Raw genomic sequence first — 12,832 nt, 5'->3', positions numbered from 1 at the left:
GTCAAGGGCGCCGCCACGACACGGAAAACCGGCGCCGGATCACCCAAGTGGATGACGGCGCCGGTGTCCTGACGTCCTGTCAGCCGTGTCCGCCGGGGACGAGGCTGTCGGCTGACGGCCTGTCAGCCGACGAGGTTGTCGGCCAGCTCCTCGCTGAGGTTGGCCTCCGTGCCCGGGATGCCCAGGTCGGAGGCGCGCTTGTCGGCCATCGCCAGCAGCCGCCGGATCCGGCCGGCCACGGCGTCCTTGGTGAGCGGCGGCTCGGCGAGCGCGCCCAGCTCCTCCAGGGAGGCCTGCTTGTGCTCCATGCGCAGCCGGCCGGCCGCGGCGAGGTGCTCGGGCACGTCGTCGCCGAGGATCTCCAGCGCGCGCTGGACCCGGGCGCCGGCCGCCACCGCCGCGCGGGCGGAACGGCGCAGGTTGGCGTCGTCGAAGTTGGCCAGCCGGTTCGCCGTGGCCCGCACCTCGCGGCGCATCCGGCGCTCCTCCCAGGCCAGCACCGACTCGTGCGCGCCCAGCCGGGTGAGCAGCGCGCCGATCGCGTCGCCGTCGCGGACCACCACGCGGTCCACGCCCCGCACCTCGCGCGCCTTGGCCCCGATGTGCAGTCTGCGAGCCGCGCCGACCAGGGCGAGCGCGGCCTCGGGGCCGGGGCAGGTCACCTCCAGGGAGGAGGAGCGGCCGGGCTCGGTGAGCGAGCCGTGGGCCAGGAAGGCGCCGCGCCAGGCCGCCTCGGCGTCACAGGTGGCGCCCGAGACCACCTGCGGGGGCAGACCGCGGATCGGGCGGCCCCGGCCGTCGACCAGGCCGGTCTGCCGGGCCAGCTGATCGCCGCCGGCGACCACCCGTACGACGTAGCGCGAGCCGCGGCGCAGGCCGCCGGGCGCCATCACGATCAGTTCGGAGCTGTGGCCGAAGATCTCCAGGATGTCCCGCTTGAGGCGGCGCGCCGCCATCGCGGTGTCCAGCTCCGCCTCGATCACGATGCGCCCGCTGACCAGGTGAAGGCCGCCGGCGAACCGCAGAATGGCGGAGACCTCCGCCTTCCTGCAGCAGGTCCGGGTGACGGGGAGCCGGCTGATCTCGTCCTTCACCGCTGCCGTCATCGCCATGGGCCGATCCTTCCATGCATCCGAAAAATACGGTCGTACGCGGCTGCCAACAGCTCCGGGTCGTGCCGGGGGCTTCCGTCGGGCCGGGCCACCGGGGCCAGCTCGACCGCCGCGCCGAACCGCTCGGCGGCCTCGGTCAGCGAGTCGCGGTCGGGCACGGCGGCCTCGTCGGCCAGCACCACGTCCAGGGCGAGTTTAGGGGCGTGTCGTCCCAAAACCTCCAAATGACGCTGCGGGGAGAAGCCCTCGGTTTCTCCCGGCTGCGGAGCGAGGTTCAGCGACAGTACCCGGCGCGCCTTGGTCTCGATGAGGGCGTCCAGCAGTTCGGGCACGAGCAGGTGCGGTATGACCGAGGAGAACCAGGAGCCGGGCCCGAGCACCACCCAGTCGGCGTCGAGGACCGCGGCGACCGCCTCGGGTACGGCGGGCGGGTCGTTCGGCACGAGATGCACGGACTGCACCTCGCCGGGGGTGAGCGCGACGGTGGCCTGTCCGCGCACGGTGACGACGTCCTCGGGCCGCTCCGGGTCGTGGCCCAGCACCCGGGCCTGGAGCTCGAGCGGCACGGCGGACATGGGCAGCACCCGTCCGTGCGCGCCCAGCAGCCGTCCCACCAGGTCCAGCGCCTGGACGTGGTCGCCGAGCTGCTCCCACAGGGCGACGATCAGCAGATTGCCGACCGCGTGCTCGTGCAGTTCGCCCTGGGACTGGAAGCGGTGCTGGATGACCCGGGCCCAGGTCTGGCCCCAGTCGTCGTCGCCGCACAGCGCGGCCAGCGCTTTGCGCAGGTCGCCGGGCGGCAGCACGCCCAGCTCGTCACGCAGGCGTCCGCTGGAGCCGCCGTCGTCGGCGACGGTGACCACCGCGGTGAGGTCACCGGTGATCCGGCGCAGGGCGGCGAGCGAGGCGGACAGGCCCATGCCGCCGCCGAGGGCGACGACCTTGGGCTGGGCGCCCCGGCGGCGCGGTCTCGCGCCACGGGTCTCGGCCGGGCGGCCGGCGCGGCCCTCGGGGACCGCTCTGCGCAGCCGGCTCAGCCGCGGAGTACGTCGCGTCATTCCCGTCCCATGTCCCGGTGGACGACCACCGTCTCCACGCCCTCGGCGGCGAGCCGGGCGGCGAGCTTCTCCGACATGGCGACCGAGCGGTGCTTGCCGCCCGTGCAGCCGACCGCGATGGTCACATAGCGCTTGCCCTCACGGCGGTAGCCGGCGGCGACCAGCCGCAGCATCTCGGCGTAGCGGTCGAGGAACTCCTTGGCGCCCGGCTGGTTGAAGACGTACGACGCCACCTCCTCGTTGAGGCCGGTGTACGGGCGCAGCTCCGGAACCCAGTGCGGGTTGGGCAGGAACCGCATGTCCACGACGAGGTCGGCGTCGACCGGGAGGCCGTACTTGAAGCCGAAGGACATGACGGTGGCCCGCAGTTCGGGCTCCTCCTCGCCGGCGAACTGGGCGTCCATCTTGGCGCGCAGCTCGTGCACGTTGAGGCTGGAGGTGTCGATCACCAGGTCGGCGTCGCCGCGCAGCTCGCGCAGCAGCTCCCGCTCGGCGGCGATGCCGTCGACGATCCGGCCGTCGCCCTGCAGCGGGTGCGGGCGGCGCACGGACTCGAAGCGGCGCACCAGGGCCTCGTCGGAGGACTCCAGGAAGACCGTCCGCCGGGTGACGCCACGCGAGTCGAGGTCGGCGAGGGACTCGCGCAGGTTGTCGAAGAAGCGCCGGCCTCGCACGTCGACGACGACCGCGATGCGCGCGACGTTGCCCTGGGAACGCGCGCCGAGCTCCACCATGGTGGTGATCAGGGCGGGGGGCAGGTTGTCGACGACGAACCAGCCCAGGTCCTCCAGACACTTCGCGGCCGTCGAGCGGCCGGCCCCGGACATGCCGGAGATGATCACCAGCTCGGGGATGCCCGCCTCGGGTACCCCGGCCTGTTCCTTGCCCGTCTTCACCTGTGCTCCGTTGTCCTCGCGGGCGGGCCCGGGGGCCGCCGTCCCGCCGGTGTGCTGCCGCGCTCCGTCCTGCTCCGTCGCGCGTCCTGTCTCGTGCTCCGTCATCGCTCCTGCCCCCGTCGTTCGTCCGGGGCGCCCGTGGACACGGGTTCCCCGGGAGAACCCGTCGCCTGCCCGGGTTCCTCCGTGTCATCCATGATCTCGCCCGTCGCCGTGTTGACGGCGGGGGCGGCGGGCTCCGCCCGCGCGAGAGCCGCGGCGATCGTCTCGGCCGTCTTGCGACCTATGCCCGGAACCTCACAGATCTGGTCGATTGTCGCTGATCGCAGCTTCTTCAACGACCCGAAGTGCTTGAGCAGTGCCTGCTTACGGGTGTCGCCGAGGCCGGGCACGTCGTCCAGGGGGCTGGAGCGGAAGCGCTTGGCCCGTTTGGTGCGCTGATAGGTGATCGCGAAGCGGTGCGCCTCGTCCCGGACCCGCTGGAGCAGATACAGGCCCTCGCTGGTGCGCGGGAGCACCACCGGGTCGTCGTCGCCCGGCAGCCAGACCTCCTCCAGCCGCTTGGCGAGACCGCACACGGCGACGTCGTCGATACCGAGTTCGTCCAGGGCCCGCTGGGCCGCCGCGACCTGCGGGGCACCGCCGTCGACCACCACCAGCTGCGGCGGGTAGGCGAACCGCCGGGGCCGGCCGTCGTCCTCGGTGAGGGTGCTCACGGGCGGCTCGGCGAGGCCTCCCTCCACGGGACCGGAACCGTTGCCACCGGAGCCGTCGGCACCGGAGGGCGCGCCGTCGGTCCACTCCCCCGTGCGCTCCTTCTCCGCGAGGTAGCGCCGGAACCGGCGGGTGATCACCTCGTGCATGGAGCGGACGTCGTCCTGCCCGGTGCCGTGCCAGAGCTGCGTGTCTCCGGCACGGCCCTTGATCTGGAAGCGCCGGTACTCGCTCTTGCGGGCCAGTCCGTCCTCGAAGACGACCATGGAGGCCACCACGTCGTCGCCCTGGAGGTGCGAGATGTCGTAGCACTCGATCCGCAGCGGGGCGCTGTCCAGGCCCAGGGCGTCGGTGATCTCCTCCAGCGCGCGCGAGCGGGTGGTGAGGTCGGAGGCGCGCTTGGTCTTGTGCAGCACGAGCGCCTGCTGGGCGTTGCGCTCCACTGTCTCCATCAGGGCCTTCTTGTCGCCGCGCTGCGGGACGCGCAGGGAGACGCCCGAACCGCGCCGCTCGGTCAGCCACTGCTGGACCGGGTCCAGGGGGTCCGGCAGGGCGGGGACCAGGACCTCCCGGGGGACCGCGTCGCCGGTCTCCTCGCCGTAGAGCTGCTGCAGGGCGTGCTCGACCAGGGCGCCGGTGGTGATCTCCTCGACCTTGTCGGTGACCCAGCCGCGCTGGCCGCGCACGCGTCCGCCACGGACGTGGAAGATCTGGACGGCCGCCTCCAGCTCGTCCTCGGCGACCGCGATCAGGTCGGCGTCGGTCGCGTCCGCGAGCACGACCGCGTTCTTCTCCATGGCCTTCTTCAGGGCCCCTATGTCGTCGCGCAGTCGCGCGGCCCGCTCGTACTCCATCGCCTCGGCGGCCTCGGCCATCTGCCGCTCCAGCCGGCGCAGATAGGTGCCGGTGCGGCCGGCCATGAAGTCGCAGAACTCCTCGGCCAGTTCCCGGTGGTCCTCGGCGGAGACGCGCTCCACGCAGGGCGCCGAGCACTTGCCGATGTAACCGAGCAGACAGGGGCGCCCGGTACGGGAGGCGTTCTTGAAGACGCCGGCCGAGCAGGTGCGCACCGGGAACACGCGCAGCATCAGATCCACGGTGTCGCGGATCGCCCACGCGTGCGCGTACGGGCCGAAGTAGCGCACACCCTTCTTCTTGTGACCGCGCATCACCTGCACGCGCGGGAAGTCCTCGTTCATCGTCACCGCGAGATAGGGGTAGCTCTTGTCGTCGCGGTACTTCACGTTGAAGCGGGGGTCGTACTCCTTGATCCAGGAGTACTCCAGCTGGAGCGCCTCCACCTCCGTGGACACCACCGTCCACTCCACGGACGCGGCCGTGGTGACCATCGAGCGGGTGCGCGGGTGCAGCCCGGCCAGGTCCTGGAAGTAGTTCGCCAGGCGCTGGCGCAGGCTCTTCGCCTTTCCGACGTAGATCACCCGGCGGTGCTCGTCACGGAACCGGTAGACCCCCGGCGAGTCGGGGATCTCACCCGGTTTGGGGCGGTAGCTGGAGGGGTCGGCCATGTCTCACACCCTACTGGCGGTGACCGACACCGCGGCGGGCCTGTGGACAGCGGAGCCCGGCACGGTCCGGATGGGTTACGGCGGGCGGGAAGCGGGAAAGTGGGGGTTCCGCCCTTCGGGCGATCCGAGGCGGTCACGAAGGCGGACATGGCGGACATGAGGGCGGCCACGAGGCGGAGGGCTGATCGAATGCGACGGACGCGGATCGAGAAACCACGGCGGCCGGCCCGGTACCGCCGGTACGCCGACGAGATGTCCGCGACCGTCGAGTCCCTCGACCCGCGCGATCCGGACATCGTGCGCGCCAAACTCCTGCGGCTCCGCCTGCGGGAAGCGGACGGCACCGGCGCGCAGTAGCGGCGCGGGGCCGGACGGTCAGGACGAAAGCAGCGGCGCAGAGCAGGACGAACAACGCATCGCGGTACGTGCCCCGGGGGCCGTGCCGGCCCCCGGGCCGGTACGGCCCCCGGCAGGTGTCTGCCGGTGTTGGGCCTGAGGTGTTGTCGGGACTTTGTCAACACGCTTCAATGCGGGGGAACTCGGGGTCCTGAACGACGGCGTACGGATGTGAAGGCGCCGCCGCCGGCGGGGGGCGGGCTCCGGGGTGCCCCGCGCGAACGGCCTGACCAGCCGTTGTGGACATTCACAGAAAGGCCCCTGCATGCCGCACGCCACACAGCACGCGGACATCGCCACCGCGGAACTGGACTCGGCCCTGAGCGGCGGACCGTTCCACGTCGCCCTGCGCGCCGCGATAGCGGCGCGGGGCCTGCCGCTGCAGCGGGTGCAGCACCATCTGTCGCGCCACGGCGTGAGGGTCGGCGTCACCAGTCTCAGCTACTGGCAGCAGGGCGCCCGCCGCCCGCAGCGTCCGGAGTCCCTGCGCGCCGTACGGGCGCTGGAGGAGATCCTGCAACTGCCGCAGGAGTCACTGATCCGGCTCCTCGCCGAGGCGGACGACCGGACGGCGGACCGGCATTCCCCCGGCCGCTCCCACCGGTCCCTGGTGGAGGCGTCGGGCGTGCTGGAACAGCTGCTGGACGAGCTCGGCGCACCGCGCGACGGCGGTCTGCACACCCTGGGCCACCACGAGCGGGTGCGCATCGGTGCCCGTCGGGAACTGGCGGAACGCGAGTCGCACCACATCGTGCGCGCGCACCGGGACGGCGTCGACCGCCACGTGGCCGTCCACTACGGCGACCCTGGCTCCGCGCCGGAGCGGATGCGCGTGCACGCCCTGGAGAACTGCCGCGCCGGACGCGTACTCCGGCACCACGACACCGGCGTGCTCGCGGTCGAGCTCCTCTTCGACACGCGGCTGCGGACCGGTGACACCTTCCTCTTCCGCTACGCCGTCGAGGACGGCACGGCGGGCGTCTCGCGCGAGTACGTGCGGGCGGCGGATTCCCCCGGCGGCCAGTACGCCCTCCAGGTGCGCTTCGAACCCGGGGTGCTCCCGGTGCGCTGCCACCGTTTCACCCAGCACTCGGCGGCGGCACCGCGCGGAGGACGCCAGGAACTGCCGCTCAGCGCACGGCACCGCTCGGTGCACCTGGTGGAGCCGCGGGTGCGGTCGGGCCATGTGGGGATCTCCTGGGACTGGGAGTGACCCCGGCCGGGCCCGCTGCGGTCGGGTCCGCCCCGGTCAGGTCTGCCCCGGTCAGGTCTGCGGCCTGGCGATCATCGTGCCGTTCTCGACCTCGACCACCAGCGGCTGCAACGGGGCCACGGCCGGCTCCCGCAGCACCTTTCCGGTCGTGGCGTCGAACTCGCTGCCATGACACGGGCAGATCAGCTTCGTCCCGTCCAGCTTGTTGATCGGGCACCCCGCGTGGGTGCAGACGGTGTCGTACGCCTTGAGCGTTCCGTCCCCGGTCCGGCTGACCACGACGTTGTGGTCCCGGTACAGCTTCGCCCCGCCCTCGGCGATCTCACTCTCGGGCCCGAGCTCGACGGGCCCGCTCAGCGGCGCCGACCGGTCGTCGGCACCCCCCTTGCACCCGGAGACCCCCACTCCGGCGACGGGGGCGAGAACAGCCCCTCGCAGGACAACACGACGACTTGCACCAGGTCGGACGGACATACGGGGGACGATATCCGCCCTCGCGGGCAGTCGTGCCGCTGGGGCGGCACGACTGCCCGCGGCGGCACCCCGAAGGCACCGGGCTGCGCGAACACCCCCGGCCCACTCCCAGCGCGTAAACGCATACGCAAACGTTTACGCGAGCCCCCGGGATGGGATACGGTCCCACCCGGCACCAAGCCGCCGCACCCCCGGAAGGACCCCGCACCATGGCGACCATGACAGACGTGGCCCGCCACGCCGGCGTCTCCGTCGCCACCGTCTCCCACGTGCTCAACGACACCCGCCCCGTCCGCCCCCACACCCGCCAGGCGGTCCTCGACGCCATCGAGGAACTCGGCTACACCCCCAACACCCTCGCCCGCTCCCTGGTGACCTCCCGCACCCGCTCGATCGGTCTCGCGGTGTCGGCGATCAGCAACCCCTACTTCACCGAGATCCTCCAGGGCGTCGAGGCCGCCGCCCTGGAGCACGGCTACAGCCTCCTCATCGCCGACCCGCACGACGACCCCGAGCACGAGCGCAAGGCCGTCCAGCTGCTGCACGAGCGCCGCGTGGAAGGCCTGATCGTCGCCCCCTCCGCCCGCCCGCGCGAACTCCTCGCCTACCTCGGGCGCCACCGCGTACCCGCCGTGTTCCTGGACCGGCTGGTCGACGGCCCGGCGAACCCCGGCCGCCCCGCGGCCCCCGACGGCCCTCGCTTCGACCAGGTGTGCGCCGAGAGCACCGAACCGACGGCCCGCCTGGTCACCCACCTCGCCGGTCTCGGCCACCGCCGCATCGCCCTGGTCGCCGGGCTGCCCGGCCTCAGCACGACGGCCGAGCGGATCACCGGGTACCGGCACGGGCTGGCCGCGGCCGGACTGCCGTACGACGAGCGCGTCCTGGTGCACGGCGACTCCCGGTCCGAAGGGGCGGAACGGGCCACCGCCGCCCTGCTGGCCCTCGGCTCCCGTCCCACGGCGCTGGTCACCGCGAACAACACCATGACCATCGGCGCGCTGCGGGCCCTGCGCGCCCACGGGCTGTCCGTGCCCGAGGACATCGCCCTGTGCTGCTTCGACGACTTCGCCTGGGCGGACCTGTTCTCGCCCCGCCTGACGGCCGTCGCCCAGCCCAGCAGGGAGATCGGTGCCCGTGCCGTGCGGGTGCTCCTGGACCGCCTCGCCGACCCGGACCGCCCCGCGCGGACCGAGCGGCTGCCGTGCACGTTCGTGCACCGCACCTCCTGCGGCTGCCCGGACGAACCGGAGCGGCCCGCGCGCTCCGTTGATCCCGAGCCCCCGAGAAAGGACCCCCTGTCGTGATCGTCGTAGCCGGTGAGGCACTGATCGACCTGGTACCGCGCGGCGCGGGTGCGCTCGCGGCGCTGACGCCGGCCCTCGGCGGCGGCCCCTTCAACACCGCGGTGGCGCTGGGCCGCCTCGGCTCCCCCACCGCTTTCTGCTCCCGGGTGTCCCGTGACGCCTTCGGCGACGCCCTGCTGGACCGGCTGCGGGAGACCGGCGTGGACGTGACGTCGGTGCAGCGGGGCGACGAACCGACGACGCTCGCCGTCGCCACGGTCGGCGCGGACGGCTCGGCCGCGTACTCCTTCTACGTGGAGGGGACCGCGGACCGGCTGTTCACGGCGCCCGAGGCGCTGCCGGCCGGCACCCGCGCGGTGTCGTTCGGGACCTGCTCGCTGGTGCTGGAGCCCGGCGCGAGCGCCTACGAGGCGCTGATGCGCACCGCGTCGGCGCGGGGTGTGTTCACGGCGCTGGATCCCAATGTCCGGGCGGGGCTGATCCCGGATCCGGACGCCTACCGGGCCCGGTTCCGCGGCTGGCTGCCGTCGGTGTCGCTGCTGAAGCTGTCCGAGGAGGACGCCCGGTGGCTCGGCGGGTCACCGCGGGAGTGGCTGGCCGCCGGTCCCGCGGCGGTCGTCGTCACGCGGGGCGGCGACGGGCTGACGGTGTTCACGCGCGGGGGCGAGGAGTACGCCGTGCCGGGTGAGCGGGTGCGGGTCGTGGACACGATCGGCGCCGGTGACACGGTGAACGCGGCGCTGCTGCACGGCCTCGCGGAGCGCGGAGCGCTCAGTGGGAAGGGTATGGACGCGCTGGGGGCGGAGGGCTGGACGGGCCTGCTGGGCCTCGCGGCCCGCGCCGCCGCGATCACCTGCTCACGGGCGGGGGCGGAACCGCCGTACGCGCACGAGCTGGAGCAGCGGGGCATCTGACGTGCGAGCGCCGTGCCGCGCGGGGGGTCAGGTCCCCCGCGCGGCACGGCGCGGTGCCGGTGCGGGCGGGCCGGTCAGGCCTTGCGCGCCCGCGTCGTCTTCTTCGCAGCGGTCGTGGTGGCCGCCTTCCTGGCGGTGCCGACCGCCTTCGTGGCCGTCTTGCGGGTGGTGGTCTTGGCGGCGGCCGTCTTCTTCGCCGCCGCCTTGCGCGGGGCCCGCACCTGGGTGGCGTCGCTGATCCGGTCCGATCCGAGGATCTCCCTCAGGAACTTGCCGGTGTGGCTCGCCGGAACGCCCGCCACCTGCTCGGGCGTGCCCTCCGCGACGACCAGTCCGCCGCCGGAGCCGCCCTCGGGGCCCATGTCGACGACCCAGTCGGCGGTCTTGATCACGTCGAGGTTGTGCTCGATGACGATGACCGTGTTGCCCTTGTCGACCAGGCCGGACAGGACGTTGAGCAGCTTGCTGATGTCCTCGAAGTGCAGACCGGTGGTCGGCTCGTCGAGCACGTAGACCGTGCGGCCGGTGGAGCGCTTCTGCAGCTCGCTGGCGAGCTTCACGCGCTGCGCCTCGCCGCCGGACAGGGTGGTCGCCGACTGGCCCAGGCGGACATAGCCGAGGCCGACGTCGTTGAGCGTCCTGAGGTGGCGGGAGATCGCCGGGACCGCCTCGAAGAAGTGCATGGCCTCCTCGATCGGCATGTTCAGCACGTCGGCGATGGACTTGCCCTTGTAGTGGACCTCCAGGGTCTCCCGGTTGTAGCGGGCGCCGTGGCAGACCTCGCAAGGGACGTACACGTCCGGGAGGAAGTTCATCTCGATCTTGATGGTGCCGTCGCCCGCGCAGTTCTCGCAGCGGCCGCCCTTGACGTTGAAGGAGAAGCGGCCCGGCATGTAGCCGCGGACCTTCGCCTCGGTCGTCTCGGCGAACAGCTTGCGCACATGGTCGAAGACACCGGTGTACGTCGCCGGGTTGGAGCGCGGGGTGCGGCCGATGGGCGACTGGTCGACGTGGACGACCTTGTCGACGAGATCGTCGCCGTCCACGCGCGTGTGCCGCCCCGGGACGTTCCGCGCGCCGTTCAGCTCGCGCGCGAGGTGCGTGTAGAGGATGTCGTTGACCAGGGTGGACTTGCCGGAGCCGGAGACACCGGTGACCGCGGTGAAGACGCCCAGCGGGAAGGACACGTCGATGTCCTGGAGGTTGTTCTCGCGGGCACCGTGCACCGTGAGCCGGCGCGACGGGTCGTGCGGGCGGCGGATTTCGGGCAGGGGGATGCTCTTCCTCCCGGCCAGGTACTGCCCGGTCTGCGACTCGGTGTTGGCCAGCAGCTCCTTCAGGGAGCCGCTGTGCACGACCTTGCCGCCGTGCTCACCGGCGCCGGGACCGATGTCGACGATCCAGTCGGCGACCTTGATGGTGTCCTCGTCGTGCTCGACGACGATGAGGGTGTTGCCCATGTCGCGCAGCCGGACCAGGGTCTCGATCAGCCGGTGGTTGTCGCGCTGGTGCAGGCCGATGGACGGCTCGTCGAGGACGTAGAGCACGCCGACGAGTCCGGAGCCGATCTGGGTGGCCAGGCGGATGCGCTGGGCCTCGCCGCCGGAGAGGGTGCCCGCCGCGCGGTTGAGCGAGAGGTAGTCCAGACCGACGTCGACCAGGAACCGCAGCCGTTCGTTGACTTCCTTGAGCACGCGCTCGGCGATCTTCTTGTCGCGGGCGGTGAGCTTCAGCTCGCCCAGGAAGTCCGCGCAGTCGCTGATGGACATCGCGGAGACCTCGGCGATGGACTTGCCCATGACCGTGACGGCGAGGACGACCGGCTTGAGCCGCGTGCCCTCACAGGTGGGGCAGGGCACTTCGCGCATGTAGCCCTCGAAGCGCTCCCGGCTGGCGTCGCTCTCGGCCTCGCTGTGCCGGCGCTTGACGAAGGGGACGGCGCCCTCGAAGGCCGTGGTGTACCGGCGCTCGCGGCCGTAGCGGTTGCGGTAGCGGACCTCGACCTGGGTCTTGTGGCCGTGCAGCAGGGCCTTCCTCGCGCGCTGCGGCAGCCCTCCGAAGGGGATGTCCGTCCGGAAGCCCAGCGCGTCGGCGAGGGCGCCGATCAGGCGGTCGAAGTAGTCCTTGGTGTGGCCGTGCGACCACGGGTGGATGGCGCCCTCGTCCAGACTCTTGTCCGGGTCGGGCACGATCAGCTCGGGGTCGACCTCCATGCGCGTGCCGATGCCGGTGCACTCGGGGCAGGCACCGAAGGGCGAGTTGAACGAGAAGGAGCGCGGCTCCAGCTCCTCGAAGGACAGGTCGTCGTACGGGCAGTACAGGTGCTCGGAGTACATCCGCTCGCGCTCGGGGTCGTCGGCGGGGAGGTCGACGAAGTCGAGCACGACCATGCCGCCGGACAGGCCGAGGGCGGTCTCCACGGAGTCGGTGAGGCGGCGCTTGGCGCTGTCCTTGACCGTGAGGCGGTCGACGACCACCTCGATGGTGTGCTTCTCCTGCTTCTTCAGCGTGGGCGGCTGGGAGAGCTGGATCGTCTCGCCGTCCACCCGCGCGCGCGAGTAGCCCTTGGTCTGCAGGTCGGAGAAGAGGTCGACGAACTCTCCCTTGCGCTCGCGCACCAGGGGGGAGAGCACCTGGAAGCGGCTGCCGTCCGGCAGCTGCAGCACCTTGTCGACGATGGCCTGCGGCGACTGGCGGGAGATGGGCCGGCCGCACTCGGGGCAGTGCGGCTTGCCGATGCGCGCGAAGAGCAGGCGCAGGTAGTCGTAGACCTCGGTGATGGTGCCGACCGTGGAGCGCGGGTTGCGGGAGGTCGACTTCTGGTCGATGGAGACCGCCGGGGACAGGCCTTCGATGAAGTCGACGTCCGGCTTGTCCATCTGGCCGAGGAACTGCCGGGCGTACGAGGAGAGCGACTCCACGTAGCGCCGCTGCCCCTCCGCGAAGATGGTGTCGAAGGCCAGCGAGGACTTGCCCGACCCCGACAGGCCCGTGAAGACGATGAGCGAGTCGCGCGGGAGGTCGAGCGAGACATTCTTGAGGTTGTGCTCGCGCGCTCCACGGACGATGAGACGGTCGGCCACGCCGGTCCGCACCTTTCTTGAGAGAAGTGACAGGGGCGGGGCCCCCGTGTTTCTCAGACTAGGGGGAGCCACTGACAACGCCGGTCCGGATTCACGGGTTGTCAACAAACCCCGGCTCTCCAGCATGCCCGACGCCGCA

At 72.1% G+C, this 12,832-nt stretch carries 10 protein-coding genes; 4 read left to right on the top strand and 6 right to left on the bottom strand.

All coding sequences use genetic code 11. The annotated features are described in order from the left end of the window. Positions 1–122: 122 nt before the first annotated feature. The 4 genes from whiA to uvrC are packed head-to-tail and all read right to left on the bottom strand — an operon-like array spanning position 123 to position 5,306. On the bottom strand, positions 123–1,112 hold the full coding sequence (gene whiA, locus AC5L3C_RS29065) for a DNA-binding protein WhiA (protein WP_493651884.1): 990 nt from the start codon (positions 1,110–1,112) through the stop codon (positions 123–125). Beyond that, the gene (locus AC5L3C_RS29060; protein ID WP_125507359.1) at positions 1,103–2,170 is read right to left on the bottom strand and encodes a gluconeogenesis factor YvcK family protein; all 1,068 of its coding nucleotides are present in this window, start codon (positions 2,168–2,170) and stop codon (positions 1,103–1,105) included. Before AC5L3C_RS29060 ends, whiA begins: the two co-directional genes overlap by 10 nt. Continuing rightward, positions 2,167–3,171: an RNase adapter RapZ gene (gene rapZ, locus AC5L3C_RS29055; RefSeq protein ID WP_493651882.1), complete on the bottom strand. Its 1,005-nt coding sequence runs from the start codon at positions 3,169–3,171 to the stop codon at positions 2,167–2,169. The genes AC5L3C_RS29060 and rapZ overlap by 4 nt, the downstream gene beginning before the upstream one ends. After that, a complete protein-coding gene (uvrC, locus tag AC5L3C_RS29050; RefSeq protein WP_493651880.1) occupies positions 3,168–5,306 on the bottom strand; it encodes an excinuclease ABC subunit UvrC in 2,139 nt (712 codons plus the stop codon). The genes rapZ and uvrC overlap by 4 nt, the downstream gene beginning before the upstream one ends. A 189-nt stretch (positions 5,307–5,495) precedes the next feature. On the opposite strand from uvrC, the gene AC5L3C_RS29045 reads away from it, so the two are divergent. Further along, the gene (locus AC5L3C_RS29045; RefSeq protein WP_493651878.1) at positions 5,496–5,663 is read left to right on the top strand and encodes a hypothetical protein; all 168 of its coding nucleotides are present in this window, start codon (positions 5,496–5,498) and stop codon (positions 5,661–5,663) included. A gap of 304 nt (positions 5,664–5,967) precedes the next feature. Continuing rightward, a complete protein-coding gene (locus AC5L3C_RS29040; RefSeq protein WP_493651876.1) occupies positions 5,968–6,915 on the top strand; it encodes a hypothetical protein in 948 nt (315 codons plus the stop codon). A gap of 51 nt (positions 6,916–6,966) precedes the next feature. On the opposite strand, the gene AC5L3C_RS29035 is transcribed toward AC5L3C_RS29040, so the two are convergent. Next, positions 6,967–7,389: a Rieske (2Fe-2S) protein gene (locus tag AC5L3C_RS29035; RefSeq protein ID WP_125507349.1), complete on the bottom strand. Its 423-nt coding sequence runs from the start codon at positions 7,387–7,389 to the stop codon at positions 6,967–6,969. 209 nt (positions 7,390–7,598) lie between these two features. On the opposite strand from AC5L3C_RS29035, the gene AC5L3C_RS29030 reads away from it, so the two are divergent. Further along, complete coding sequence (locus tag AC5L3C_RS29030; RefSeq protein ID WP_493651874.1) at positions 7,599–8,696, top strand: LacI family DNA-binding transcriptional regulator; 1,098 nt, start codon at positions 7,599–7,601, stop codon at positions 8,694–8,696. Then, positions 8,693–9,610: a carbohydrate kinase family protein gene (locus tag AC5L3C_RS29025; RefSeq protein ID WP_493651873.1), complete on the top strand. Its 918-nt coding sequence runs from the start codon at positions 8,693–8,695 to the stop codon at positions 9,608–9,610. The genes AC5L3C_RS29030 and AC5L3C_RS29025 overlap by 4 nt, the downstream gene beginning before the upstream one ends. 74 nt (positions 9,611–9,684) lie before the next feature. On the opposite strand, the gene uvrA is transcribed toward AC5L3C_RS29025, so the two are convergent. Continuing rightward, on the bottom strand, positions 9,685–12,693 hold the full coding sequence (gene uvrA / locus AC5L3C_RS29020) for an excinuclease ABC subunit UvrA (protein WP_493651871.1): 3,009 nt from the start codon (positions 12,691–12,693) through the stop codon (positions 9,685–9,687). Between the last annotated feature and the right edge of the window lie 139 nt (positions 12,694–12,832).

It is taken from the genome of Streptomyces speibonae (genome assembly GCF_984686075.1).
The sequence above is the reverse complement of the archived record's forward strand: the minus strand, read 5'-3'. Positions and strand labels throughout refer to the sequence as shown.

Excerpts from the sequence above, each read along its gene's own strand:
- AC5L3C_RS29035 (WP_125507349.1), bottom strand. The coding sequence starts at position 7,389 with ATGTCCGTCCGACCTGGTGCAAGTCGTCGTGTTGTCCTGCGAGGGGCT.
- AC5L3C_RS29030 (WP_493651874.1), top strand. The coding sequence starts at position 7,599 with ATGGCGACCATGACAGACGTGGCCCGCCACGCCGGCGTCTCCGTCGCC.
- AC5L3C_RS29040 (WP_493651876.1), top strand. The coding sequence starts at position 5,968 with ATGCCGCACGCCACACAGCACGCGGACATCGCCACCGCGGAACTGGAC.
- whiA (WP_493651884.1), bottom strand. The coding sequence starts at position 1,112 with ATGGCGATGACGGCAGCGGTGAAGGACGAGATCAGCCGGCTCCCCGTC.
- AC5L3C_RS29045 (WP_493651878.1), top strand. The coding sequence starts at position 5,496 with ATGCGACGGACGCGGATCGAGAAACCACGGCGGCCGGCCCGGTACCGC.
- rapZ (WP_493651882.1), bottom strand. The coding sequence starts at position 3,171 with ATGACGGAGCACGAGACAGGACGCGCGACGGAGCAGGACGGAGCGCGG.
- AC5L3C_RS29060 (WP_125507359.1), bottom strand. The coding sequence starts at position 2,170 with ATGACGCGACGTACTCCGCGGCTGAGCCGGCTGCGCAGAGCGGTCCCC.
- uvrC (WP_493651880.1), bottom strand. The coding sequence starts at position 5,306 with ATGGCCGACCCCTCCAGCTACCGCCCCAAACCGGGTGAGATCCCCGAC.